The sequence below is a fragment of the Nonomuraea roseoviolacea subsp. carminata genome (genome assembly GCF_024172185.1).
Taxonomy (GTDB): Bacteria; Actinomycetota; Actinomycetes; order Streptosporangiales; family Streptosporangiaceae; genus Nonomuraea; species Nonomuraea roseoviolacea.
Window position 1 is genome coordinate 2,594,534 of the sequence record NZ_JAMZEC010000001.1, and the last position, 25,129, is coordinate 2,619,662.

General features: G+C 69.8%; 24 protein-coding genes and 1 tRNA gene. 4 read left to right on the forward strand and 21 right to left on the reverse strand.

Translation table 11 applies throughout. The annotated features are described in order from the left end of the window. Positions 1-30 precede the first annotated feature (30 nt). Both rpsG and rpsL read right to left on the reverse strand, forming a co-directional pair. The gene (gene rpsG, locus HD595_RS11735) at positions 31-501 is read right to left on the reverse strand and encodes a 30S ribosomal protein S7 (protein ID WP_055505082.1); all 471 of its coding nucleotides are present in this window, start codon (positions 499-501) and stop codon (positions 31-33) included. 2 nt (positions 502-503) lie between these two features. After that, complete coding sequence (gene rpsL / locus HD595_RS11740) at positions 504-878, reverse strand: 30S ribosomal protein S12 (protein ID WP_020542315.1); 375 nt, start codon at positions 876-878, stop codon at positions 504-506. A 470-nt stretch (positions 879-1,348) separates the two neighbouring features. Here rpsL and HD595_RS11745 point away from each other — a divergent pair, with 470 nt between their 5' ends. Both HD595_RS11745 and HD595_RS11750 read left to right on the forward strand, forming a co-directional pair. Next, positions 1,349-2,047: a DUF2975 domain-containing protein gene (locus HD595_RS11745; protein WP_253768406.1), complete on the forward strand. Its 699-nt coding sequence runs from the start codon at positions 1,349-1,351 to the stop codon at positions 2,045-2,047. Next, complete coding sequence (locus HD595_RS11750) at positions 2,047-2,280, forward strand: helix-turn-helix domain-containing protein (protein WP_253768407.1); 234 nt, start codon at positions 2,047-2,049, stop codon at positions 2,278-2,280. The genes HD595_RS11745 and HD595_RS11750 overlap by 1 nt, the downstream gene beginning before the upstream one ends. Before the next feature lie 142 nt (positions 2,281-2,422). On the opposite strand, the gene HD595_RS11755 is transcribed toward HD595_RS11750, so the two are convergent. The 5 genes from HD595_RS11755 to HD595_RS46700 form a co-directional block, all read right to left on the reverse strand. Continuing rightward, entirely contained in the window at positions 2,423-6,298 is a 3,876-nt protein-coding gene (locus tag HD595_RS11755; RefSeq protein ID WP_253768409.1) for a DNA-directed RNA polymerase subunit beta', read from the reverse strand. A gap of 17 nt (positions 6,299-6,315) precedes the next feature. Further along, positions 6,316-9,795, reverse strand: coding sequence for a DNA-directed RNA polymerase subunit beta (rpoB, locus tag HD595_RS11760; RefSeq protein WP_253768412.1), 3,480 nt, complete (start codon positions 9,793-9,795; stop codon positions 6,316-6,318). Between the two features lie 435 nt (positions 9,796-10,230). Further along, on the reverse strand, positions 10,231-10,728 hold the full coding sequence (locus tag HD595_RS11765; protein WP_253768414.1) for a hypothetical protein: 498 nt from the start codon (positions 10,726-10,728) through the stop codon (positions 10,231-10,233). Positions 10,729-10,763: 35 nt separating this feature from the next. Then, positions 10,764-11,216 carry a hypothetical protein gene (locus HD595_RS11770; RefSeq protein WP_253768416.1) on the reverse strand — a complete coding sequence of 151 codons (453 nt, stop codon included), beginning with the start codon at positions 11,214-11,216 and terminating at the stop codon, positions 10,764-10,766. 266 nt (positions 11,217-11,482) lie between these two features. Further along, a complete protein-coding gene (locus tag HD595_RS46700; RefSeq protein ID WP_253768418.1) occupies positions 11,483-12,043 on the reverse strand; it encodes a TetR/AcrR family transcriptional regulator in 561 nt (186 codons plus the stop codon). Positions 12,044-12,130: 87 nt separating this feature from the next. On the opposite strand from HD595_RS46700, the gene HD595_RS11780 reads away from it, so the two are divergent. Next, entirely contained in the window at positions 12,131-12,523 is a 393-nt protein-coding gene (locus HD595_RS11780) for a nuclear transport factor 2 family protein (protein WP_253768420.1), read from the forward strand. A gap of 172 nt (positions 12,524-12,695) precedes the next feature. On the opposite strand, the gene HD595_RS45745 is transcribed toward HD595_RS11780, so the two are convergent. The 10 genes from HD595_RS45745 to HD595_RS11835 form a co-directional block, all read right to left on the reverse strand. Next, complete coding sequence (locus HD595_RS45745) at positions 12,696-15,035, reverse strand: glycosyltransferase family 39 protein (RefSeq protein WP_308211122.1); 2,340 nt, start codon at positions 15,033-15,035, stop codon at positions 12,696-12,698. 192 nt (positions 15,036-15,227) lie between these two features. Continuing rightward, a complete protein-coding gene (gene rplL / locus HD595_RS11795) occupies positions 15,228-15,620 on the reverse strand; it encodes a 50S ribosomal protein L7/L12 (protein ID WP_253768422.1) in 393 nt (130 codons plus the stop codon). Positions 15,621-15,689: 69 nt separating this feature from the next. Then, a complete protein-coding gene (gene rplJ, locus HD595_RS11800) occupies positions 15,690-16,214 on the reverse strand; it encodes a 50S ribosomal protein L10 (protein ID WP_253768423.1) in 525 nt (174 codons plus the stop codon). A gap of 275 nt (positions 16,215-16,489) precedes the next feature. After that, a complete protein-coding gene (locus HD595_RS11805) occupies positions 16,490-17,317 on the reverse strand; it encodes an SCO4651 family lipoprotein (RefSeq protein WP_253768425.1) in 828 nt (275 codons plus the stop codon). Between the two features lie 116 nt (positions 17,318-17,433). Next, entirely contained in the window at positions 17,434-18,069 is a 636-nt protein-coding gene (locus HD595_RS11810; RefSeq protein WP_253768426.1) for an MBL fold metallo-hydrolase, read from the reverse strand. A 181-nt stretch (positions 18,070-18,250) separates the two neighbouring features. Next, positions 18,251-18,970: a 50S ribosomal protein L1 gene (rplA, locus tag HD595_RS11815; protein ID WP_253768428.1), complete on the reverse strand. Its 720-nt coding sequence runs from the start codon at positions 18,968-18,970 to the stop codon at positions 18,251-18,253. Positions 18,971-19,029: 59 nt separating this feature from the next. Beyond that, positions 19,030-19,461 carry a 50S ribosomal protein L11 gene (rplK, locus tag HD595_RS11820; protein WP_175595475.1) on the reverse strand — a complete coding sequence of 144 codons (432 nt, stop codon included), beginning with the start codon at positions 19,459-19,461 and terminating at the stop codon, positions 19,030-19,032. Between the two features lie 117 nt (positions 19,462-19,578). Beyond that, a complete protein-coding gene (nusG, locus tag HD595_RS11825; RefSeq protein WP_253768430.1) occupies positions 19,579-20,367 on the reverse strand; it encodes a transcription termination/antitermination protein NusG in 789 nt (262 codons plus the stop codon). 78 nt (positions 20,368-20,445) lie between these two features. Further along, positions 20,446-20,691, reverse strand: a complete 246-nt coding sequence (gene secE / locus HD595_RS11830; RefSeq protein ID WP_175595477.1) for a preprotein translocase subunit SecE — start codon at positions 20,689-20,691, stop codon at positions 20,446-20,448. Between the two features lie 78 nt (positions 20,692-20,769). Next, positions 20,770-20,842 (reverse strand) — tRNA-Trp (locus HD595_RS11835). A 207-nt stretch (positions 20,843-21,049) separates the two neighbouring features. Between HD595_RS11835 and HD595_RS11840 the strand changes: the two genes are divergently transcribed. After that, entirely contained in the window at positions 21,050-22,258 is a 1,209-nt protein-coding gene (locus HD595_RS11840; RefSeq protein ID WP_253768432.1) for a pyridoxal phosphate-dependent aminotransferase, read from the forward strand. A 27-nt stretch (positions 22,259-22,285) separates the two neighbouring features. On the opposite strand, the gene HD595_RS11845 is transcribed toward HD595_RS11840, so the two are convergent. From HD595_RS11845 to HD595_RS11860, 4 genes are all read right to left on the reverse strand, one after another. Beyond that, positions 22,286-22,786 carry a hypothetical protein gene (locus HD595_RS11845; RefSeq protein WP_253768434.1) on the reverse strand — a complete coding sequence of 167 codons (501 nt, stop codon included), beginning with the start codon at positions 22,784-22,786 and terminating at the stop codon, positions 22,286-22,288. A gap of 27 nt (positions 22,787-22,813) precedes the next feature. Then, positions 22,814-23,593, reverse strand: coding sequence for a hypothetical protein (locus HD595_RS11850; RefSeq protein ID WP_253768436.1), 780 nt, complete (start codon positions 23,591-23,593; stop codon positions 22,814-22,816). An 81-nt stretch (positions 23,594-23,674) separates the two neighbouring features. Further along, positions 23,675-24,574: a PASTA domain-containing protein gene (locus HD595_RS11855; protein WP_253768438.1), complete on the reverse strand. Its 900-nt coding sequence runs from the start codon at positions 24,572-24,574 to the stop codon at positions 23,675-23,677. Beyond that, the gene (locus HD595_RS11860) at positions 24,571-24,981 is read right to left on the reverse strand and encodes a sigma-70 family RNA polymerase sigma factor (protein WP_253768439.1); all 411 of its coding nucleotides are present in this window, start codon (positions 24,979-24,981) and stop codon (positions 24,571-24,573) included. Before HD595_RS11860 ends, HD595_RS11855 begins: the two co-directional genes overlap by 4 nt. Positions 24,982-25,129: the final 148 nt, after the last annotated feature.

Below are 25,129 nucleotides of genomic sequence, written 5' to 3' on the forward strand. Positions count from 1 at the left end.
GTCCTCGTCGTCTCGTCGAACCCGCCGGGGTTACCAGCGGTAGTGGGCGAAGGCCTTGTTGGACTCGGCCATCTTGTGGGTGTCCTCGCGCTTCTTCACGCTCGCCCCGAGGCCGTTGCTGGCGTCGAGGAGCTCGTTCATGAGGCGCTCGGTCATGGTCTTCTCGCGGCGGGCGCGGGAGTACTGCACCAGCCAGCGCAGGGCCAGGGTGGTGCTGCGCGCGGCGCGCACCTCGACCGGCACCTGGTAGGTCGCGCCACCGACGCGGCGGCTGCGGACCTCGAGGGTCGGCTTGACGTTGTCAAGCGCGCGCTTGAGGGTGACGACCGGGTCGTTGCCCGTCTTGTCCCTGCAGCCCTCGAGGGCGCCGTAGACGATCGACTGCGCGATGGAGCGCTTGCCGTCCAGAAGCACCTTGTTGATCAGGGCGGTGACCAGCGGCGAGCTGTAAACCGGGTCAGCCATGAGCTGACGACGGCCAGGAGAACCCTTGCGAGGCATTGTTAGCTCTTCTCCTTCTTCGCGCCGTAGCGGCTACGGGCCTGCTTACGGTTGCGGACACCCTGGGTGTCGAGCGAACCACGGATGATCTTGTAGCGAACACCCGGCAGGTCCTTCACACGACCGCCACGCACGAGCACGATGGAGTGCTCCTGCAGGTTGTGACCCACACCGGGGATGTAGGCCGTGACCTCGATGCCGTTGGTGAGCCGCACACGGGCCACCTTGCGCAGTGCCGAGTTGGGCTTCTTCGGAGTCGTGGTGTAGACGCGCTGGCACACGCCGCGTCGCTGCGGACTCCCCTTGAGGGCAGGAGTCTTGGTCTTTGAGACCTTGTCCTGCCGGCCCTTGCGGACCAACTGCTGAATAGTGGGCACTGCCACTCCGTTCGTGCCTTGGCCGGTGTTACGTCAGTTGTGCGAAACGCAGGTACTGCCGGTGTCATGACCTGCTGTTCGTGCCTCCCCCCGCGCCCCCGCGCTCGGGCGTGTCGCGCTGTTCGCACAGACACATCCGCGTGGGTTACGAGCCAGGAAGCCGTCCCGCGCTCCCAAAATGAGCGCACGGTCGAGAGCCCGCATAGTAACGGGCACGATGCTCAAGACTACCTAGGTCACTGCGACACGTCAAAGCGGCGCGGCAAAGCGGACAAGGCTCGCCACTCCGGATCGCAGAGGCCGTTCATCAAGGCCCGGGACTACTACTGCTCCGCGCCTATCATATCCGGCCCGCGCGGCGCTTCGTCGTGCTTCCCGTCACATCGGCATCTCGAAACCACTTGACCGCATATCGAAAGTCGATACCATCGCTCCTCGATGTTATCGATCAACGATATGGAGCGCCTTCCATGAGTTCCCCCCAAGCGTCCTCCCTGAAGTGGACGGTGATCACGGTGCGCGTGCTGCTCGCGTTGTTCGTCGCCGTGACGGCGTACGAGATCGGCCGGGCGGTCGTGACCGGCGGCGAGAACGCCTTCGGCAGCCGCGGCACCCAGAGCCTGGTGTGCGCGACCGGCCCCGGCGCCTTGAGCGTGCCGGGCAACTTCACCGAGGACTCACGCCTGCTCGCGGCCATGGATGCGAGCACCTCAGGGCCGTTCATGTACCCGCTCGCCCAGGGCGCCGAGGTGAACGAGCCGATCCCCCAACTGTGCAGGGACGACTCCAGTGTCGCGACCCAGCTGCTCTACCAGAGCTCCCGCTTCGCCACCACCGCCGTGTTACTGGCCGGGCTCGTCCTGCTCGAACGGCTGATCAGCCGGGCCCGGCGCGAGGGCGGCTTCGACGTGGCCGTCGTCACCCGGCTGCGGTTCCTCGGCCTCTTCCTGGCCGCCGGTACGCTCGTGTCGTCGCTCTACACCGCGATCGCCGAGACCGGCCTGGCCGAGTCGATGGTGGCCACCACCATCAGGCGGCCCTGGGAGTACGCCCTGCACAACTGGAGCCTGCCCTGGGCCTTCCTGGTGGCCGGGATCGGCCTCGTCGTCATGGCGCGGGTCGTCCGCGTCGGCGCGTCCATGCGTGAGGAACTCGAAGGAACCGTCTGATGCCACCCGCCGACAGCTCCGAGTACGCCATCGAGGTCCACCTGGACCGGCTGCTCGAAGAGCGCGGCATGACGCTCGTCGAGCTGGCCGACCGGGTCGGCATCACGAACGTGAACCTGTCCATCCTCAAGAACAACCGGGCCAAGGCGATCCGCTTCTCGACCCTGGCCAGGATCTGCGAGGTGCTCGGCTGTCAGCCGGGCGACCTGCTGTCCTTCACTCCCCGCCCTTAGCGGGCCGGGCGCGGGCTCCCGCGCCCGCTGTCCCTCTCCGCGGGGGCGCGAGCGGCAGCGACTGCCATGAGACGGCCGGAAAACGGGACGCGCCCGGGGCCTCCAGTGGAGGCACCCGGGCGCGTCACGTACGGCGGACGGACTACCGGTTGTACTGGCCGAAGTCGTACTCCTCCAGCGGCACGGCCTCGCCGCTGCCGGTGCCGAAGGTGTAGTCGGCCGCGGAGCCGTCGTAGCCGCCCACGGTGTACATGGCGGCCTTGGCCTCCTCGGTCGGCTCGACCCGGATGTTGCGGTACTGGGGCATGCCCGTACCGGCCGGGATGAGCTTACCGATGATGACGTTCTCCTTCAGGCCCAGGAGCGAGTCGGACTTGGCGTGGATCGCCGCGTCCGTCAGGACCCTGGTCGTCTCCTGGAAGGAGGCCGCCGACAGCCACGACTCGGTGGCCAGCGACGCCTTCGTGATGCCCATGAGCACCGGACGGCCGGCGGCCGGCGAGCCGCCCTCCGCCACCGTCTCGCGGTTCATCTGCTCGAAGCGCGGCCGCTCGACGAGCTCGCCGGGCAGCAGGTCGGTGTCACCGGACTCCAGCACGTTCACGCGCTTGAGCATCTGCCGCACGATGATCTCGATGTGCTTGTCGTGGATCGACACACCCTGCGACCGGTAGACCTGCTGGACCTCCGCCACCAGGTGCAGCTGCACGGCGCGCGGGCCGAGGATGCGCAGCACCTCGTTGGGGTTGACGGCACCGGCGATCAGCTGCTGACCGACGCTGACGTGCTGGCCCTCCGAGACGAGCAGGCGCGAACGCATCGAGACCGGGTAGGCGATCTCCTCCGAGCCGTCGTCCGGCGTGACGATGATCTTCCTGGCCTTGTCGGTCTCGTCGATGCGGACCCGGCCCTCCGCCTCGGAGATCGGGGCGACACCCTTGGGGATGCGCGCCTCGAACAGCTCCTGGACTCGGGGCAGACCGTGGGTGATGTCGGCACCGGCCACACCACCGGTGTGGAAGGTACGCATCGTCAGCTGCGTGCCCGGCTCACCGATCGACTGGGCGGCGATGATGCCGACCGCCTCGCCGACGTCCACGAGCTTGCCGGTGGCCAGCGAGCGGCCGTAGCAGGTCGCGCAGACACCGATCTTCGCCTCGCAGACCAGCGCGCTGCGGGTGCGGACGGTCTCGATGCCCGCCGCGACCAGCGCGGTCACGTGGGTGTCGTTGATGTCCACGCCCTCGGCCGCGATGACCTTGCCGTCGACCACGACGTCCTCGGCCAGGATGCGGCCGTGCACGTTGGACTCGGCGTTCTCGGCCTTGACCAGGTTGCCCGACGCGTCGCGCTCGCCGACGTGCAGCGGGACCGCGCGGTCGGTGCCGCAGTCGATCTCGCGCACGATGACGTCCTGCGCCACGTCCACCAGACGACGGGTCAGGTAACCCGAGTCGGCGGTCCGCAGAGCGGTGTCGGCCAGACCCTTTCGCTGTCCGTGGGTGGAGATGAAGTACTCCAGCACCGACAGGCCCTCGCGGAACGAGGCCTTGATGGGCCGCGGGATCGTCTCACCCTTGGTGTTGGACACCAGGCCGCGGATGCCGGCGATCTGACGCACCTGCATCTTGTTGCCTCGGGCGCCGGAGTTGACCATCATCCAGACCGGGTTGGTCGCCGGGAAGGCGTTGACCATGTCGGTCTCGACGTCGGCCGTCGCGTGCGTCCAGATCTCGATGAGCTCCTGACGGCGCTCCTCGTCGGTGATCAGACCACGCTCGTACTCACGCTGCACCTTGTCGGCGCGGCGCTCGTAGTTCTCCATGATCTCGGACTTGTTCGGCGGCGCGACGACGTCGTCGATGGCGATCGTGACACCGGAACGGGTCGCCCAGCGGAAGCCGGCGTCCTTGAGCGCGTCGAGCGAGTTGGCGACCTCGACCTTGGGGTAGGTCTCGGCCAGCTCGTTCACGATCGTGGACAGCTGCTTCTTGCCGACCTGGAAGTTGACGAACGGGTAGCTCGCCGGCAGCGTCTGGTTGAACAGGCACCGGCCGAACGTCGTCTCCAGGCGGATCGGGTCACCCTGCTCCCAGCCCTCCGGCGCGACCCAGTCGCGGGGCGGCAGGACGTCCTTCAGCCGGATCTGGATCTTCGCCTGGATCTCCAGCTCGCGGCGGTCGAAGGCCATCTGCGCCTCGGCGATCGAGCCGAACACGCGGCCCTCGCCGGTCGCGCCCTCCTTCTGGGTGGTCAGCCAGTAGAGGCCGATGACCATGTCCTGGGTGGGCATCGTCACGGGCTTGCCGTCGGCCGGCTTGAGGATGTTGTTGGTCGAGAGCATCAGGATGCGCGCCTCGGCCTGGGCCTCGGCCGACAGCGGCAGGTGCACGGCCATCTGGTCGCCGTCGAAGTCCGCGTTGAACGCGGTGCAGACGAGCGGGTGGATCTGGATGGCCTTGCCCTCGACCAGCTGCGGCTCGAACGCCTGGATGCCCAGGCGGTGCAGCGTCGGAGCGCGGTTGAGCAGCACGGGGTGCTCGGTGATGACCTCTTCGAGCACGTCCCACACCACGGGGCGGGCGCGCTCGACCATCCGCTTGGCCGACTTGATGTTCTGCGCGTGGTTGAGGTCCACGAGCCGCTTCATCACGAACGGCTTGAACAGCTCCAGCGCCATCTGCTTGGGCAGGCCGCACTGGTGCAGCTTGAGCTGCGGGCCGACGACGATGACCGAACGGCCGGAGTAGTCGACTCGCTTGCCCAGCAGGTTCTGACGGAAGCGGCCCTGCTTGCCCTTCAGCATGTCGCTGAGGGACTTCAGCGGACGGTTGCCGGGGCCGGTGACCGGGCGACCGCGACGGCCGTTGTCGAACAGCGCGTCGACGGCCTCCTGGAGCATCCGCTTCTCGTTGTTCACGATGATCTCGGGCGCGCCGAGGTCGAGCAGACGCTTGAGGCGGTTGTTGCGGTTGATGACCCGGCGGTACAGGTCGTTGAGGTCGGAGGTCGCGAACCGGCCACCGTCGAGCTGCACCATCGGGCGCAGGTCCGGCGGGATGACCGGGATGCAGTCGAGCACCATGCCGCGCGGCGAGTTGGTGGTGTTGAGGAACGCCGACACAACCTTGAGCCGCTTGAGGGCGCGGGCCTTCTTCTGGCCCTTGCCGCTGCGGATCGTCTCGCGCAGGTTCTCGGCCTCGGCGTCGAGGTCGAAGCTGATCAGGCGGTCCTGGATCGCCTGCGCGCCCATGCCGCCCTTGAAGTAGCGGCCGAAGCGGTCGCGCATCTCGCGGTAGAGCAGCTCGTCGCCCTCGAGGTCCTGGACCTTGAGGTTCTTGAAGCGGCTCCAGACCTCGTCCAGGCGGTCCAGCTCGCGCTGGGCCCGGTCGCGGAGCTGGCGCATCTCGCGCTCGGCGCCCTCGCGGACCTTGCGGCGCTGGTCGCCCTTGGCGCCGGCGGCCTCCAGCTCGGCCAGGTCGGACTCGAGCTTCTTCTGCCGGGCCTCGACGTCGGCGTCACGGCGCTGCTCGATGTGCTGCCGCTCGACGGAGATCTTCGCCTCCAGCGACGGCAGGTCACGCTCACGCATCTCGGTGTCGACATGCGTGATCATGTACGCCGCGAAGTAGATGACCTTCTCCAGGTCCTTCGGGGCGAGGTCGAGCAGGTAGCCGAGGCGCGACGGGACGCCCTTGAAGTACCAGATGTGCGTGACGGGGGCGGCCAGCTCGATGTGGCCCATCCGCTCACGGCGCACCTTGGCCCGGGTCACCTCGACGCCGCAGCGCTCACAGATGATGCCCTTGAACCGGACGCGCTTGTACTTGCCGCAGTAGCACTCCCAGTCGCGGGTCGGACCGAAGATCTTCTCGCAGAAGAGCCCGTCCTTCTCCGGCTTGAGGGTCCGGTAGTTGATGGTCTCCGGCTTCTTCACCTCGCCGTGCGACCACTGACGGATGTCGTCGGCCGTCGCGAGGCCGATCCTGAGCTCGTCGAAGAAGTTGACGTCTAGCATTGTGTGCGATCTCCCCCTCAGACTTCTTCCACGCTGCTCGGCTCACGCCGGGACAGGTCGATACCGAGCTCCTCCGCCGCGCGGAAGACGTCCTCGTCGGTGTCACGCATCTCGATGGACATGCCGTCGCTGGAGAGCACCTCGACGTTGAGGCACAGCGACTGCATCTCCTTGATGAGGACCTTGAAGGACTCGGGGATGCCGGGCTCGGGAATGTTCTCGCCCTTGACGATGGCCTCGTAGACCTTCACGCGGCCGAGGACGTCGTCGGACTTGATGGTCAGCAGCTCCTGCAGGGCGTAGGCGGCGCCGTAGGCCTCCAGCGCCCACACCTCCATCTCACCGAAGCGCTGGCCACCGAACTGGGCCTTACCGCCGAGCGGCTGCTGGGTGATCATGGAGTACGGACCGGTCGACCGGGCGTGGATCTTGTCGTCGACCAGGTGCAGCAGCTTGAGGATGTAGATGTAGCCGACCGAGATCGGGTACGGGAACGGCTCACCGGAGCGGCCGTCGAAGAGGCGGGCCTTGCCGCTCTCCTGGACCATCCGGTCACCGTCGCGGTTGGGGATGGTGCTGCCGAGGAGACCGACGATCTCCTCCTCGTGGGCGCCGTCGAAGACCGGGGTGGCCATGTTGGTGCGCGGCTCGACCTGGGCGAAGCCCTTGTCGCGCAGCCGCTGGGCCCACGCCTCCTCGATGCCGGAGATGTCCCAGCCGCGTGCGGCGATCCAGCCGAGGTGGGTCTCCAGCACCTGGCCGACGTTCATCCGGCCGGGCACGCCCAGCGGGTTGAGGATGATGTCGACCGGCGTGCCGTCCTCCAGGAACGGCATGTCCTCCACCGGCAGGATCTTGGAGATGACGCCCTTGTTGCCGTGCCGGCCGGCCAGCTTGTCACCGTCGGTGATCTTCCGCTTCTGCGCCACGTACACGCGCACCAGCTCGTTGACCCCCGGCGGCAGCTCGTCGCCCTCCTCACGGGAGAACACCCGCACGCCGATGACCTTGCCCTGCTCACCGTGCGGCACCTTCAGCGAGGTGTCACGCACCTCACGCGCCTTCTCACCGAAGATCGCGCGCAGCAGCCGCTCCTCCGGCGTCAGCTCGGTCTCACCCTTCGGCGTGACCTTGCCCACCAGGATGTCACCGGGGACGACCTCGGCGCCGATGCGGATGATGCCCCGCTCGTCGAGATCCGCGAGGACCTCCTCCGACACGTTGGGGATGTCCCGGGTGATCTCCTCCGGGCCCAGCTTGGTGTCACGGGCGTCGACCTCGTGCTCCTCGATGTGGATCGAGGACAGCACGTCGTCCTGCACCAGCCGCTGGGACAGGATGATCGCGTCTTCGTAGTTGTGGCCCTCCCACGGCATGAACGCCACCAGGAGGTTCTTGCCCAGCGCCATCTCACCGTTGTCGGTGCACGGCCCGTCGGCGATGACCTGGTTGACCTCGACCCGGTCACCCTCGGCCACGATCGGCTTCTGGTTGAAGCTGGTGCCCTGGTTGGAGCGCTTGAACTTCGCCACCCGATACGTCGTACGGGTGCCGTCGTCGTTCATGACCGTGACGTAGTCGGCCGAGACCTCCTCGACCACACCGGCCTTCTCCGCGCTGATCACATCACCGGCGTCGGTCGCGGCACGGTACTCCATGCCGGTGCCGACCAGCGGCGCCTCGCTCTTGAGCAGCGGCACCGACTGGCGCTGCATGTTGGAGCCCATGAGCGCGCGGTTGGCGTCGTCGTGCTCCAGGAACGGGATCATCGCGGTGGCCACCGACACCATCTGACGCGGCGACACGTCGATGTAGTCGACCTCCTCGGCACGGGCCAGCTCGGTCTCACCGCCCTTGGTGCGCACCAGGACGCGGGCCTCGGCGAACGACCCGTCGGGGTTGAGCGCCGTGTTGGCCTGCGCCTTGACGTAGCGGTCCTCCTCATCGGCGGTCAGGTAGTCGACCTGGTCGGTCACCCTGCCGTCGACGACCTTGCGGTACGGCGTCTCGACGAAGCCGAACGCGTTGATGCGGCCGTAGGAGGCCAGCGAGCCGATCAGGCCGATGTTGGGGCCTTCAGGGGTCTCGATGGGGCACATCCGGCCGTAGTGGGACGGGTGCACGTCACGGACCTCGAAGCCGGCCCGCTCACGGGACAGACCACCGGGGCCCAGCGCGGACAGACGCCGCTTGTGCGTCAGGCCGGCCAGCGGGTTGGTCTGGTCCATGAACTGCGACAGCTGCGAGGTGCCGAAGAACTCCTTGATCGACGCCACGACCGGGCGGATGTTGATCAGGGTCTGCGGCGTGATCGCCTCGACGTCCTGCGTGGTCATGCGCTCGCGCACGACCCGCTCCATACGGGCCAGGCCCAGCCGGACCTGGTTCTGGATCAGCTCGCCGACGCTGCGCAGACGGCGGTTGCCGAAGTGGTCGATGTCGTCGATCTCCACGATGATCGTGTCGATCGGCGCACCGGGGGCCGCCGGCATCGACTCCTCGCCGGCGTGCAGCCGGACGATGTACTCGATGGTGGCGACGATGTCCTCTTCGGTGAGCGTGCCCTGAGTGATCTCCGCGTCAACGCCAAGCTTCTTGTTGATCTTGTAGCGACCCACCTTGGCGAGGTCGTACCGCTTGGGGTTGAAGTAGAGGTTCTCCAGCAGGGTCTGCGCCGACTCCTTGGTCGGCGGCTCGCCCGGCCGCAGCTTGCGGTAGATGTCGAGCAGCGCGTCGTCCTGGCCGGCCGTGTGGTCCTTCTCCAGGGTGGCCCGCATGGACTCGTACTGGCCGAAGCGCTCGAGGATCTGCTCGTTGGTCCATCCCAGTGCCTTGAGAAGCACGGTGACGGCCTGCTTGCGCTTGCGGTCGATGCGCACACCGACGCTGTCGCGCTTGTCGATCTCGAACTCGAGCCAGGCGCCCCGCGACGGGATCACCTTGCAGCCGTACAGGTCCTTGTCGGAGGTCTTGTCGACGTTGCGTTCGAAGTACACACCGGGCGAGCGGACCAGCTGGGAGACCACGACACGCTCGGTGCCGTTGATGATGAAGGTGCCCTTCTGGGTCATGAGCGGGAAGTCGCCCATGAACACCGTCTGGCTCTTGATCTCACCGGTGGTGTTATTGATGAACTCCGCCGTCACGAACATCGGGGCGGAGAAGGTCATGTCCTTGTCTTTGCACTCATCGACTGAGTACTTGGGCGGCTCGAACCGGTGGTCGCGGAACGACAAGGACATGGTCCCCGAGAAGTCCTCGATCGGACTGATCTCTTCGAAGATCTCTTCGAGGCCCGACTGGGTCGGGACGTCCTTGCGACCGGCCTGGCGAGCCGCCTCTACCCGGGCCTTCCACTTCTCGTTGCCGAGCAGCCAGTCGAAGGACTCGGTCTGCAGGGCGAGGAGGTCAGGAACTTCGAGGGGCTCCTGGATGCGCGAAAAAGAGACGCGACGGGGACCGGCGGGTACGGCGGAGGCGTTGCGCGAGGCTGCCAACAGATGTCCTTCCGAGGGCTCGCGGCGGACTGACTACACGCACGCCAGACAACCTCGCAACGTGAGCAAGCGGAGCGGGTCGTCAAAGGGCAGCGCAAAGGGGCAGTGTAGCCGAACGGCACACGCCTGTCCACTTCGCCTTCGCTGCATGCTCCACGTTGGTCGCAGCATCGCCCGTTCGCGCGGAAACGTCAAGCCCACAAGCCGGACTTTCCGCCGACCAGGGGCCCGGACGCTGGGTTTTCTCCCCCGCGTGATCGGGCGCCTACCGTCAGGCCCAAGACGATACCCGCGAACGGGGACGGTTAACGCTCCGTCACACCGAGGACCGAACCCATGCCGGCGACCGGTGTGGTCGTGAAGGAGGTACCCCGTTCTTTGCCTTCGCCAAACCTCATTTTTGGTAACAATTGACGGACCCGCCGCGCCCAGCCCCTAGACGGTCCCGATCAGCGTCGACAGGTCCGCCGCCAGCCACCCGCCGTCACCGCGGACCATGGTCAGCCGCACCCGATTCTGGCTGATCTGGCGCTGCGGCACCGCCTCCCCCGGAACCTCCCTGACCGTACCGGTGTTCACGAACAAGAGCACCTCGACCCGCCCGGGTTCCGCGCGTTCGACGGCCGCCGCCGTGACGGACGCCGTCTGCACGGTCTTCTGCGCCCTGGCCTTCCCGGCGAGGGATTTCGCCAGCTCGCCGTAGTAGCCGGACAGCTCGCCGGTCGTACGCGCCCTGGCCCGCGCCAGGTCGCGGTCGACCGTGCGGTAGTCGTACGACATCAGCTCGGGCGCCGCCGTACGGGCCGCCGCCATCGCCTCCACGCCGTCCGCGTCGGCGCCACGCAGGGCCCGCAGGTCGGCCCACATCACGCCGACGACCGCGCCCAGCACGAGCACGGCGACGGCCAGCACCGCGGCCATGACGACCCTCACACCCGCGCTCCTCTCCTCCAGGCGCCGCGTCGGCGCTACATCTGCACGGCCTTGGACACCAGCCAGGCCCCGCCGACCTTGGTGAGATCCATCGACCAGCGGTAGAACCGGTCCTGCGGCGGCGTCTTGGAGCCCTCCCAGCGGATGTCCACGTCGGCCACCACCAGCACCCTGGCCGCCGAGCCGGTCATCGACACGAGCCCGGTGGCGCGCAGCACGCCGTCCTGCACGACCTTGTTGGCGACCGTGGTGCTCTTGAGCCGTCCCAGGTTCGCCTCGTACTCCTCGCGCGCCACCCCGGTGGAGGAGTCGAGGATGCGCCGGGTGTCGGCGTCCACGGTCTTGTAGTGCAGCGACAGCAGGTTCACCGCGTGCGAGCCCGCGGCTTGGAGCACCGCCTGGCGATCGTCGGCCCTGGCCTGCGCGTCCCGCTCCTGCGCGCCGATCCACAGGCCGGCCACGGCCAGCACGACGAGCAGCGCGGACATCGCGAGGATCAGTGGGCGACCGAACCGTAGAGAGAGATTCGTCACGTCCGCGCACCCCTTCCGCCGGCCGGATCATAACGCGGAGGTCACCGCGACCGGACGGGAATCGGCCGGACAGGCATGAGACGGCATGGATCGGTCAGCGACGGGGCGACTCGGGCGCCGGATCGGGCGGCTCGGAGGGCCGGGCTCGGGCGGGTCGGCGGCTCAGGGACCTCGAACGGCTCAGGTGGCTAAGAGGGCTCGGGCTCGGGCGGGTCGGCGGCTCAGAGGGCCGGCTCGGCCAGGGCGCGCAGGGCGGGGCGCAGGGCGGCGACGAGGTCGTCATGCGGCGCCTCACGCAGTTCGTCCAGCTCCAGGAGCTGGTGGCCCACGGTCACGCCCAGCAGGATCATCGTCATCAACGCCGCGCGCAGCGGGGCGTTCTCGCCGGACAGCGACGCGCCGACCTGTCCGACCTGCCGGCTCAGCGCCTCACGCGCCGTCGCGGCCGCCTCGGGGTGGGTGAGCATCGAGCGGAGCATCGCCAGGGACGCGGGCGGCAGCCGCATCTTCACGCCCAGGGTGCCGAGCAACTGCTCGACGGCCTCCTCCGGGCCGGCCGCGGAGTCGGGCGGGCCCGCGACGCGCACCGCCTCGGCGAAGAGGCGTCGCTTGTTACCGAAGTACTGCATGACCAGCGCCGGATCGACCTCGGCCGCCGCCGCCACGGCGCGGATCGTGGTGCGCTCGAAGCCGCGCTCGGCGAACAGGTCGCGCGCCGCGTCGAGGATCCGCCGCTCGGTCCTGCGGCGGCGCTCGGCGCGTGGGAGCGCTGGCTCGGTCACGGCTCGACTCTACATGCGTTGACCGGGCGTCCCCGTTCGCTCTACGCTCGTTGAGTCAACGCCTGTTGAGCGAAATGGGGTACACCCGTGTCCATCGAGGAGACCGTCGCGGCGTTCCACCGCGCGATGCTGCACAAGTCCGCCGACGAGCTGGCCGACCTGTACGCGGAGGAGGGCGTGCACGAGTTCCCGTTCGGCGGGCTGTCCCCGCTCAGGGGGCGGGAGGAGGTCCGCGCCGCCTACCGCGGGTCGTGGTCCCAGACCCCGGCCGAGGTCGAGCGGGTCCGGATGGTGGCGCTCCATGCCACGGCCGATCCCGAGGTCGTGGTGGTGGAGCAGGAGGCCGACGTGACGGTGGCGGGCAACCCGATCACCGTGCCCGGCCTGCTGGTGCTGAGGGTGAGGGATGGCCGGATCGTCCACACGCGCGACTACATGGACACCTACGCCATCAGCCGCATCCGCGCCGCAGCCGCCTGACCAGAGCCGCGGAGCGAGCGTCAGAGCGCGCCCGGCGGGCCGCCGCACGGCTTGGGCGCGCGACGGGGCGCAAGGGACAGAGGGGTGCGTCCGGGCGGCAGCCGCACGAGCAAGAGGTGCGCCGGGGCGGCGGCTGCGCGGGCGTGTAGGGGTGCGTCCGGTGGGTGGCCGGTCAGCCGGTGGTCAGGTCGTAGACCGTCACGCCGCCCACTGTGGTGGCCGTGAACGTCTCCTGGACCCACGCCGCGATCCGGGCCGCGTCGTCGCTGCCCCCGCCGGCCGAGCCCCTCATGCCGCTCGTGCCGCTCGTGCCGCCTGGGCGGCCGCCCATCCCCATGCCTGTCCCGACGAAGTAGTGGATCTCCTTCTCGGCCACGTACTGCTGGAAGCGGGCGAGAGTCGGTGCCGGGTCCGTGCCGTTGAACCCGCCCACCGCCATCACCGGCAGGCCGGTCGCGAGCTGGTACCCGGCGGCGTTGTTCGAGCCGACGGTCGCTGCTGCCCACGTGTAGGCGGCGGCGTCCCGCTTGAGCAGGGTGGTCAGCTCGGCGGACGGGGTGCTCGCGTTCAGCAGCCCGCCCATGCCGCCGGGCCGCCCGCCGCCCATACCTCCGGGCAAGCCCTGGCCGGGCCGCGTTCCCCCGGGGCGGCCCTGTCCGGGCTGGGCGCCCGTGGGACCCGTGCCCATCGCCTGGCCCCCGCCACGGAGCCCGCCGGGGCCGCCGAAACGTCCCGGGCCGCCGGTGGAGGGCCCGGCCGTCGGGATCGCGCCGGTGTGCGGCGAGGACGCGGTGTCCACCGCGTAGGCGGCCGGTCCGGCGAGGCAGACCACGACCGCCCCCACGACGACCACGCCCCACCACCTCGGCGCCCGCCGCCCCTCGGACGTCTCGGACTCCTGTCCTTCCTGACCAAGCGGACCGGCCTCACCGGCCTGACCGGCCTCACCGGATGGGGCGGCCTCGCGTGCCCGGATCGCGGGCTTCGGCGTGCGCGGCTCCCCCTCCCGGACCGCACCCGGCCGCACCGGTTCCTCCCCGACAGAGCGCTCCTGGTGGGAGGACGCGGAACGAGAGGACGAGGAGCGGGAACCGGCTGTACGGCGGCTGCCGGTCGGGGAGGGCGCGGAGCGTGAGCCGGTCGTACGGGGACTGCCGGTCAGGGAGGGCGCGGAGCCTGAGCCGGTCGTACGGGAGCTGCCGGGTGTCGCGAACTCCGGTTCCGCCGCCCCCCGTACGGCCGCGTGCCGGGTGGCGAGGCGTCCCAGGGTCAGGAGGGCCGCAGCCAACGCCGGCCCCGCCACCAGCACCACCGGCCCCAGCCACGGGTTCCAGTCCCCGTCGCGCGTCAGCAGCACGTACGACCACAGCGCCGTCACCCCCGTGCCCACCGCCGGCAGGACCGGTTCCCGGTGCTCCCACGCCAGCGCGGCCCCCACCCCCACCAGAGCGGCGATCGCCGGCGCCAGCGCCACCGTGTAGTACGCGTGGAAGATCCCCTGCATGAAGCTGAAGATCAGCCCCGTGACGACCAGCCACCCGCCCCACACGCCGAGCTGCGCGCGGGCCGGGTCCGTGCGCGGCGCGCGGCGCGTCAGCCACAGCCCCGCCCCCAGCAGGATCAGCGCGGCGGGCAGCAGCCACGAGATCTGGCCGGCCGCCTCCGTGTCGAACAGCCGCAGCGGCCCCGCCTCCTGGTCGAGGTTGCCGAGGCCGCCGTAGTCGGCGCCGTTGAGCCGCCCGATGCCGTTGTAGCCGAGCGCCAGCTCCAGCACGCTGTTGGTCTGCGAGCCGCCGATGTACGGCCGCTCGGACGCGGGCACCAGCGCCACGGCCAGCAGCCACCACCCGGCCGACGCCACCATGGCCGCCCCGGCCAGCGCGAGCTGCCCCACCCGCCGCCACACGCCCGCCGGGGCCGTCAGCAGGTGCACCAGCGCGAACCCCGGCAGCACCAGGAACGCCTGCAGCATCTTGGCCAGGAACGCGAACCCCAGGCACGCCCCGCCCAGCACCAGCCACCGGGTTGCGGCCCGCTCCTGGGCCCGCACCACGCAGTACGCGGCGAGCGTCATCAGCAGCACCAGGAGCGCGTCCGGGTTGTTGAAGCGGAACATCAGCACCGCCACCGGGGTCAGCGCCATGACGGCGCCGGCCAGCAGCCCCGCCCAGGCCGGGAAGCGCCGCCGCACCGTCGCGTACACCACGGCGACGGTCGCCACGCCCATGAGCGCCTGCGGGACGAGGATGCTCCACGTGTTCAGCCCGAACAGCCGCGCGCTGAGCTCCATCGGCCACAGCGACGCCGGCGTCTTGTCCACGGTGATCGCGTTCGCGGCGTCGGACGAGCCGAAGAAGAACGCCTTCCAGCTCTGGGTGCCGGCCTGCACGGCGGCCGAGTAGAACGCGTTGGCCCAGCCGGACGCGCCGAGCCCCCAGAGGTAGAGCGCGGCGGTGGCGGCGAGCAGGCCGCCCAGCGCCCATCGGGTCCTGACATGCGGGGTGGTGGTCACGTCCGCCAGGCTAGGAACGGCTCCTCCGCCGGCCATGAAAGGCGCATGAGAATCCGCTGAGCACCCGGCGCGGGCCCGCGAAAGGCGCACCGGACACGCAGAAGGGGCGGCACACCCGGCACCAGGGTGTGGCCGCCCCTTCTGGACGAACGACCTCGCGAGGCGCCCGCGACGAGCGCCCGGAGAGGGGTGTTACTTGACGGTGACGGTGGCGCCGGCGCCCTCGAGGGCAGCCTTGGCCTTCTCCGCCTGCTCCTTGTTGACCTTGCCGTCGAAGACCGGCTTGGGAGCGCCGTCCACCAGGTCCTTGGCCTCCTTCAGGCCGAGGGACGTGAGGGCGCGGATCTCCTTGATGACCTGGATCTTCTTGTCGCCGGCGGCCTCGAGGATGACGTCGAACTCGTCCTGCTCCTCGACCTCGGCGGCGGCGGCGCCACCACCGGCCGGGGCAGCGGCGGCGACCGCGACGGGGGCGGCGGCCTTGACGTCGAAGACGTCCTCGAACTGCTTCACGAACTCGGACAGCTCGAGGAGGGTCATCTCCTTGAACGCGTCGAGCAGCTCGTCGGTGCTGAGCTTCGCCATGATGATTTCCTCCGTATGGGACTTGCGAAAATTAGGAACGGGACCGCGGTGTGTGCGGCAATCCCCGAGCTACTCGCCCGCCTCGTCGCGCTTGGCGCGAAGGGCTTCGGCCAGCTGAGCCATCTGCGTGGGCAGCGCGGCGAACATCGCGGCAGCGGCGCTCTGCTTCGCCTTGAGCGCGCCAGCAAGCTTCGCGAGGAGAACCTCACGGGACTCGAGGTCGGCGAGCTTGGTGATCTCAGCGGCGTCGAGGGCCTTGCCCTCCAGCACGCCACCCTTGATCACCAGAAGGGGATTGGCCTTGGCGAAGTCACGCAGACCCTTGGCCGCCTCGACGACGTCGCCCTTGACGAAGGCGACAGCGGTCGGGCCGATCAGCAGGTCGTCCAGACCCGTCACGCCGGCCTCGCTGGCCGCGATCTTGGTCAGGGTGTTCTTCGCCACGGCGAACTTCGCATTCTCACCAAGAGCAACGCGCAGCTGCTTGAGCTGGGCGACGGTGAGACCGCGGTACTCGGTCAGAACGGCGGCGGCGCTGCCTTCGAACTCGTTCTTGAGCTCGGCAACCGCTGTCGCCTTATCCGCCCTCGCCATGGGCCTCCTTCCAGATGTGCCACCGGTGAAGGCCCACAGAAACGAGAACAGCCCCGGGCGCAGGGCGCACACGGGGCTCACGCACATGGATCGACCATGCGGGGAAACTCGCATCACACCTGCGCGGGCCGTCCGCTTGCGCGGATCCTTCGGTCGTCAGGTAGTCAGGCACCCGACAACAGCCGGCGGTCTTCGGCAACGACCAGAGTACGGCCTGGCCGCCGAGTTTCCAAATCGCTCTCGAGACCGATCGCTCGGTCGGTGGTGGACTTGTCTTAGTTGGTGGTGCCCTTGGGCATCTCACCGACCTGGTCGGCCGGCGGCGCCTCGATGGTGACCGGCTCGTTGAAGCCCTTGAAGAACAGCGTGGCGTCGAGCGTGGTGCCCTGCTCCTTGCCGTTCAGCGCGAGCTTGCGCGGCAGGCCGTCGGAGCCCACCCAGACGTCGAACTTGACGTCCTTCAGCTCGGCCAGGCCCCTGCGGGCCTGCTCCTGCTCGTCGGCGGGGAGCTGCTTGACCGCCACGTCCGTCGGGAACGTGCCGCTGTAGTGGGTGGCGTCCGTGCCGTCCACGGTCTCCGTGCCGACGGACTTCACGTCCTGGGACGTGGTGACCATCTTGGTGACGTTGGCCAGGTCGAACTGCTGGATCTGGTCGAGCGTCTGCTTGACCTGGTCGGAGCCGCCCATGTCGCTGAGCGACACCTTGATCCACGGCTTGGTGGCGCCGACGAGCTCCTTCAGCGCCTCGACCTTGACGTACACCGTGTCGCCCTGGAGCACGGCGCGCACCCCGCCGGGCAGCGCGCGCTGGCCCATGTCGACGGTGTCGAGCGTGAGGTCGACGGCGAGCTGCGGCTTGCTCTGGTAGAGCATCCGCCCCTGCACCTTGCCGCTGTCGTCCTGCGAGCCGGTGACGTTGACGACGGCGTCCACGGTGTAGCTGGTGACCTCCGCGGTCTTCTGCGCGGCCTGCGCCAGCACTTCGGAGGCGGCCAGGTTCACCTGGATCGGCTGCGCGTTCGAGCCGCAACCGGTGAGCGTGACCGCCACTAACGCGGCGCCGGCCGCGGCAGTGGCGAGAGAAATCCTGCGCTTCAGCATGTCTTGACCCTACGTGTCAGTAGCCGGGAATGCCGTCTTCCCCGGAGATCTAAGGGAAAACCCAGGGTCGTCCCGGACCATCCCGTGGTGTCGTCGTCCGTCCGTCTCGGACGTGCTCAGAGGTCCACGGACTCGCCCGGGGCGAGGCGTCCGACGGTCGTGCCCAGGCCGGCCGCCTCGGCGGCGAGGACGCCGTCCAGGACCCGCAGGCCCCAGTCGTTGAGCAGTCCGTCGTGGACGGCGTAGGCGCGTGGCGGGGACAGTTTCCGCACGTACGCGATCAGATCCGGCACCGTCATCCAGGGCGCCTGGCCGGGGACGAGCACGGTGGGGGCGTCGAGCAGCGTCAGCGCGTCACCGGGATGGAAGACCTCGTCGTCGACGAGGAAGCCGACGTTGTCCACCGGGGGCACGTCGGGATGGCTGAGATGGTGCTTCTCGCCCACGACGTTCACCTGGAAGCCCGCGGCGGAGAACGTGTCGCCGTCACGCACCACTGTCACGTGCTCGGCGAGGTCGGGCAGTTCGAGGGCCACGCCGGGGCAGGTGTAGACGGCCAGGCTCGGACGCTCCGCGACGGCGGCGCGGAGGCGGTCGGGGTCGAAATGGTCGAAGTGCTGGTGCGTGATGAGCACGGCCTCCGCCCCGCTCAGCGCCTCGGCCTCCGGGGTCATCATGCCGGGGTCGATGACGAGCCCGCGCCCGTCCTTCTCCAACCGCACGCACGCGTGCCCGAACTTGGTCAGCCTCATAGCGACATCCTGGGCCACATACGCCCCATACCGGGCCGTATCCCCTACCGGCGAACACCCACCCGCTCGTCGTGTCCGGGCGCGGCCACGAACGGCTGAGGGCGCCACCGAGATGATCGGTGGCGCCCTCAAGTGATCGCCGATCGGAACGGCGAACCGCGCCCGGAGGCGCGGAACGTCGTTACGCGTCGAGCTCGGCCGTGAGGCCGCGGGTGGCGTTGGGGTCGACCGGGACGCCGGGGCCCATGGTGGTCGAGAAGGTGACCTTCTTGACGTAGCGGCCCTTGGCGGCCGACGGCTTGAGACGCAGCACCTCGTCCAGCGCGGCGGCGTAGTTCTCGATGAGCTGGCGGTCGTCGAACGACGTCTTGCCGATGATGAAGTGCAGGTTGGCCTGCCGGTCGGTGCGGAACTCGATCTTTCCGCCCTTGATCTCCGTCACGGCCTTGGCGACGTCGGGCGTCACGGTGCCGGTCTTGGGGTTGGGCATGAGACCACGCGGGCCGAGGACGCGGCCCAGGCGGCCGACCTTGCCCATGAGGTCCGGGGTGGCGACCACGGCGTCGAACTCGTTGAGCCGGTTGCCCTTGGCGATCTCGTCGATCAGCTCGTCGGCGCCGACGATGTCGGCGCCGGCCTCGCGGGCGGCCTCGGCACGGTCACCGGTCGCGAAGACCAGGACCCGGGCGGTCTTACCGGTGCCGTGCGGAAGGTTGACCGTGCCGCGCACGATCTGGTCGGCCTTGCGGGGGTCGACGCCGAGCCGGAGGGCAACCTCGACGGTCGCCTCGAACTTGGTGGTCGAGGTCTCCTTGGCGAGCTTGGCCGCCTCGGCCGGGGAGTAGAGCTTGTCGCGGTCGATCTTCGCCGCGGCGTTCTTGTGCGCCTTGCTGCGCTGCATGATGTCTCCTTGTGGTCCGCGGGCCAGCGCTGGGCCCTCCCACGGGATGGGAAAAGGTCTCAGTCGGCGACGGTGATGCCCATCGACCGGGCGGTGCCGGCGATGATCTTCTCGGCCGCCTCGATGTCGTTGGCGTTGAGGTCCGGCATCTTGGTCTCGGCGATGCTGCGGAGCTGCTCGCGGCTGAGCTTGCCGACCTTGTCCTTGTGCGGGACGGCGCTGCCCTTGTCGAGACCCAGAGCCTTCTTGATCAGCTCAGGCGCCGGCGGCGTCTTCGTGACGAAGGTGAAGCTGCGGTCCTCGAAAATGGTGATCTCAACGGGGATGATGTTGCCCCGCTGGGCCTCCGTCGCAGCGTTGTACTGCTTGACGAAGTCCATGATGTTGACGCCGTGCGGACCGAGGGCGGTACCGACCGGCGGGGCGGGCGTGGCCTGGCCAGCGGGGAGCTGAACCTTGACGAGCGCCGCGATCTTCTTCTTCGGAGGCATGTGTCCTTCTCCGGGTCCTGATCGTGATGCGGTCCGGGCGCGGGTGCGGCCGGACATGTCGGAAGGCCGCCCTTCGCGACAGGCGGCCAGCCGAACGTCTAAGTGTATGTGATCGTCTTAGATCTTCGAGACCTGGTTGAACGACAGCTCGACCGGGGTCTCGCGACCGAAGATCGAGACGAGCACCTTGAGCTTCTGCGACTCGGGGCTGATCTCGCTCACCGAGGCGGGCAGCGTGGCGAACGGGCCGTCCATGACCGTGACGGACTCGCCGATCTCGAACTCGACCGTCGGGCCGGTGGAGGTCTTGGCGGTGGCCTTCTTGCTCTCCTCGGTGGGCTCCGGGGCGAGCAGCTTGGCGACCTCGTCCAGGCTCAGCGGGCTCGGCTTGTTGGACAGGCCGACGAAACCGGTGACGCCCGGCGTGTTGCGCACGGCGGCCCAGGACTCGTCGGTCAGCTCCATGCGCACCAGCACGTAGCCGGGCAGCACCCGCTCCTTGACCGGGACCTTCTTGCCGCTCTTGAACTCCTGGACGGTGTGCGTCGGCACCTCGACCTGGTAGATGTAGTCCTCCATGTTGAGCGACACGTTGCGGCTCTCGATGTTGGACTTGACGCGGTTCTCGTAGCCGGCGTAGGAGTGGATCACGTACCACTCGCCGGGCAGGCCGCGCAGACCGCGCTTGAACTCCTCGACGGGATCGACGTCGGGCTCAGCGTCACCGTCCTCGGCTGCGGGAGCCTCGTCGGCCGCGACCTCGTCGGCGGCGGTCTCGTCGCCGTCCGCGAACTCGTCGTCCGCGAACTCGGCGCCGTCGGACTCCTCAGCGGCCTCGACGGCCTCTTCCGGCTCGTCGCCCCACTCGTTGCGGGGCTCCTCCGCCGGCACTGAAGACTCGGACACGGTGACTTTCCTCTTCCGTCGAATTTCGTCGAACTGAATGGCGACTCCGGCAGGCGGCCCCGGCCACCCCGGCGCGGATCAGGATCCGCCGAAGACCTTGAGGACGGCCCAGCCGAGCGCGCTGTCCAGCCCGTACACGACGGCCACCATGATCAGAACGAAAACCAGGACGACCGTGGTGTAGGTGACAAGATCCTTGCGCGTCGGCCAGATGACCTTGCGCAGCTCGTTGACGACCTGCCGGTAGAAAAGGGCAGGCGTAGTGCGAGACTTCTTCTCACCACTGGGCTTGCCTGCGGTCTCGCCGCGCGTGTCGATCGCCACAGTCCTCACCTGAATCTGTCGTATCCAACGCAGTTTGCGGCGCGCCTTACACGCCCATTATTGCGCGGACCGCACTCGCAGGGCACGAGGGACTCGAACCCCCAACCGCCGGTTTTGGAGACCGGTGCGCTACCAATTGCGCCAGTGCCCTATGTCGCCAACCACATTACCCTGATCAGCTCACTGCCTGGACCGAACCGCACATCGACATGCGGCGGCACGACCAGGCGAAAGTGTATCGGTCGATCCCCATTCCGTCGAACTCATTCCGATCTCCCAGCTCAGAGCCCCTGCGACAGGCTTCTGCGACAGGCCCCTGCGGCGGGTCGCGGCGGCGAGGAGATGCGAGCATGGGGACATGTCGATGCGACCTCGCGTCTCCACGCGAATCTCCGCGATCTCCGAGTCAGCCACTCTCGCCGTGGACGCCCGGGCGAAGGCGATGAAGGCGGACGGCCGCCCGGTCATCGGCTTCGGCGCCGGCGAGCCCGACTTCCCGACGCCCGAGTACATCGTCGAGGCGGCCGTCGAGGCGGCGCGCGACCCCCGCTTCCACAAGTACACGCCCGCCGGCGGCCTGCCCGAGCTGAAGCTGGCCATCGCCGACAAGACGCTGCGCGACTCCGGCTACCGGGTGGAGCCCACGCAGGTCCTGGTCACCAACGGCGGCAAGCAGGCCGTCTACGAGGCGTTCGCCACGCTGCTCGACCCGGGCGACGAGGTCCTGGTCGTCGCGCCGTACTGGACGACGTACCCCGAGGCGATCAAGCTGGCGGGCGGCGTCCAGGTCGACGTCGTGACCGACGAGACGACCGGCTACCTGGTGACGGTCGACCAGCTCGACGCGGCGCGCACGGAGCGCACGAAGGTGCTGCTGTTCGTCTCGCCGTCCAACCCCACGGGCGCGGTCCACACGCGCGAGCAGACCGAGGAGATCGGCCGCTGGGCGGCCGAGCACGGCCTGTGGGTGGTCACGGACGAGATCTACGAGCACCTCGTGTACGGCGGCGCCGAGTTCACCAGCATCGCCACGGCCGTGCCGGAGCTGGCCGACCGCGTGGTCGTGCTCAACGGCGTGGCCAAGACGTACGCGATGACGGGCTGGCGGGTGGGCTGGCTCATCGGCCCTCCGGACGTGGTGCGGGCGGCCACCAACCTCCAGTCGCACGCCACCTCCAACGTGGCGAACGTCTCGCAGATGGCCGCGCTGGCGGCGGTGCGGGGCGACCTGTCGGCGGTGGAGCGGATGCGCGAGGCGTTCGACCGGCGCCGGCGGACCATGCTGCGGATGCTGAACGAGATCCCCGGCGTGGTGTGCCCGGAGCCGAAGGGGGCGTTCTACGCGTACCCGTCGGTCAAGGAGCTGCTGGGCAAGGAGCTGCGCGGGCGGCGGCCCGCGTCGTCGGCGGAGCTGGCCGAGCTGATCCTGGAGGAGGCCGAGGTCGCGGTGGTGCCGGGCGAGGCGTTCGGCACGCCGGGGTACTTCCGGCTGTCGTACGCGCTCGGCGACGACGACCTGGCCGAGGGCGTCAGCCGGATGGCCAAACTGCTGTCCGAGGCGCACTGACGCCCGGGCCGTCCGGATCGGCGGCCGTCAGCCGTCCAGGGCGATGCCGTCGGCGACGTCCTGGACCTCGTGGGCGAGTCCCGGCGTCGCGGCCACGTACACCGCGACGCCGGGCCGTTCGAGCCACATGAAGTTGCGCATGTCGCCGCGGGTGCGCCAGCGCAGCGCCGGCCTGCCCTCGTACGCGCCGAGCCCGGCCCTGGCGACCAGGCCGGCGAACGTCTCGGCGGACCGGACCCCGCACACGACCCCGACGAGCAGGTGCTCGCCGCCGCCGCGCCAGCTCCGGCCGCGCACGTGCAGCTCGCGGGTCAGGGACTTGATCCGGTCGAACGCGGGGCCGTGGGTGAGCCCGGACGGCACGTGGGCGAGCGTGACATGGCGGTCACCGCAGGTGAGGTCCGGGTACGGCGTCTCGCGGACGGCGACGGGACCGGGCGTGGTGCGCGCGGTGTGCGTCACGGGGACGTCGGCGCCGCATCCGGCCACTGCCAGCACGATGATCGCCGAGGTCAGGCGGCGGCGCATCGACCCCCCATGACTGTTTGTGGAGACTCAGGGAAAACCTCCCCAGTCTCCTACAGGACTCCGCATGGAGGCGGCAACAGGAAGCAGCTCCGCGGCGATCGGCTCCCCGACCCGGACGCGGACCCCGGTGCCGGGACGTACGAGCCAGACGACGGTGCGGCCGCCGCGCGGGTCACGGCCGACCATAGCGGGCCGGCCGCCGACGGCGGTCTCCCTGGAGCCGGGCGGGGCGGTGCGGCGGTAGGCCGCCCAGCTCGCGGCGATCGCGCCGTGGTCGGCGCGGGCCTCGACGAACCTGCCGCCCGCCTCGTACCCGGCGGCGCGGGTGTCCGTCCCGTGTCCCGCGGCCTTGATGCCGGGGCCGGACGGGGGTCGCGCGGACCAGACGGCCCACACGGTGCGTGTGCCGGGGCCCGTGTCGGCCGCTCCCCCGCCCGTCCGGGTGAGGCCGGCCGGGAGGTGGGTGAACCAGAGGTCGGCGGACAGGACGGCGAGCGTGGAGGCGGGGCCGGGAGGCGGCGGCGCCTGCGCGGGGCCGGCGGGGGCCCCGGCCGGGGACGGCACGACGCCGGGCGGCGGGGTCCTGGGCGAGGACTCGACGGGAGGCGGCGGCGGGTCGAGGGCGGCGGCGCGGGGCGGGCGGCCGAACCCCGAGGAGAAGATGCCGTACACGGCGGCCGCCGCCACCCCGAACGCGCCGAGCGCGAGCGCCGCCCGCCACCACTGCCCGCCCTGACGAGCGCCGGAGCGGCCCTCCGCGCGTCCTCCCGGGGCCGGGGGACGGGGGGTCATCGCCTCAGGGGTCATGACCGTAGGATCCCCGCTTCACCGCCGCCCGTGGTGCCGTTCGCGCGACTGGCCCCCGCTCAGCCGGCGACATGGCACGCGTCATCCGGCCGGTGAGATCCCTTCGGCGATCTTCTTCAGCTCGGCCGGGGCGTCGACCTGCTTGACGTACATCGGGCTCATGCACACCTCGACCGCCGTTCCGTCACCGACGAAGAAGCCGATCGTGGCCGTGGTGTCGTCGCCGGGCTTGTCGGCGACGTCCCCACCCTCGGTGAAATCGGCCAGGTAGCCCTTGCGGTCGCCGATCTCCACGGACGGCATGGTGTCCATCCGGCTCCGGACGCGCCCGGCCGCCTCGCCCTTGTACACGAAGACCTGGACGCCGTAGCCGCGGGTGTCGTCGCCGCCGGGTGAGTAGGAGGTGCTGTAACTGGTCCTGCCGAAGCGGTTCTTGCCGGACCACCGGTCCCAGGCGAGCCCCTCGGGCAGGTAGCCGACGTGGATGCCGCCGAACGTGCGGCCGTCGCCGAGGTCGCCCAGCTCCTGCGGGTCCTTGGCGCGCGGCATGGACGTGAGGGCGACGAGCGAGTTCCTGACGACCTCCGCGCCGGCGGCGGGCTTCTGCGTGACGACGATCTCGTCGGCCGACTCGGGGCCGAACGGCTCCGGGCCTTCGGCGAACCCCAGGCCGGCCGCGCGCACGGCGGCGACCGCGTCGGCGATCTTCATGCCCGTGACGTCGGGCATGGTGACGGAGTCCACCACGACGCTGTCCTGCCCGGAGGTGGGCGAGCTCGCGGCGGGGGCGGGCTTTCCGGTGTCGAGCGCCAGCGGCACCGCCGCGGCGACGGCGGCGGTGAGGAGGGCGGCTCCGGCCACGCGGAACCTGACGACGTGGGCGCGGTGACGGCGGCGCACGGTCCGGCCCAGCGTGGGCGGGGCCTGCACGTGGGACACCTGGCGCTCCATGGCCTCCGCGAGGAGGTCCTCGACGTTCATGACATCGCTCCTTCTGTGACGTTCAGGCGTTCGCGGATCCGGGCCAGGCCGCGCGCGGCCTGGGACTTCACGGTGCCGGGCGAGCAACCGAGCAGGGCGGCGGTCGCGGCCTCGGACTGGTCCTCCCAGTAGCGGAGGACGAGCACGGCCCGCATCCTGGGCGGGAGCCTGCGCAGTTCCTCGAACAGCGCGTCGCGCAGGTCGAGGTCGGGTGAGGGCGCGGCCGTCTCGGGCGGCCGCGCGAACGTGATCTCCTGGATCAGGCGGCGGCGCCGCGCCCTGCTGATCGCCGCGTTGACGACGATCCTGCGCGCGTACGCCTCCGGATTGTCGCCCCGGATCCTGCCGGTAGACCTTCTCCAGCGCGTGCTGGACGAGGTCCTCGGCGTCGTGGCTGGTGGCGCCACAGACCAGGATCGCGGTGCGCATGAGCGAGGTGCTCCGGGCGGCGAGGAACTCGTCGAACGCCGCCTCATCTTCATCCGTCATGTGCGGGGGTCCCCTTTCGCCCCTCCTCAACGCGTGAGTGCGGCGTCGGGTTGAGTGGCGCCGCCG